Below are 394 nucleotides of genomic sequence, written 5' to 3' on the forward strand. Positions count from 1 at the left end.
CAGCGCCCGTTGGTGCATTTACTGTAGCCTCATAGGTTAAAGTGATAAAACTACTACTTGGAACAAATAAATTGGACCAACTCGCAGTATCGCCGCCAACGATAATACCACCATTATTAACGCTCACTAACGTTAAACCAATTGGCAATACATCCTCTACATCAACTCCAGTGGCATCACTAGGACCGTCATTGGTAATCGTTAACTCAAAAACTAACGTATCGCCAACATCTGGAGTAGCACTACCACTCTGTAAGCCTTTGCTTATACTTAAATCTGCTTGTTCTGGAGCGATCGTTATACTATCCTCATCATCATCGGCAATACCATCACCATTATCATCTACTGTATCATCTTGCGTCGGATCACTATCAGGATCAAACTGATCACTCGC

Annotated in this window: 1 protein-coding gene; it reads right to left on the bottom strand. The window is 42.4% G+C overall.

All coding sequences use genetic code 11. The features are described from left to right. Nucleotides 1–394 (bottom strand): DUF11 domain-containing protein (locus J8L88_RS23440; protein ID WP_211062095.1); only part of this gene is annotated, 394 nt, incomplete at both ends.

Origin of the sequence: Aquimarina sp. MMG015 (assembly GCF_018100855.1) — a bacterium.
Lineage (GTDB): Bacteria > Bacteroidota > Bacteroidia > Flavobacteriales > Flavobacteriaceae > Aquimarina > Aquimarina latercula.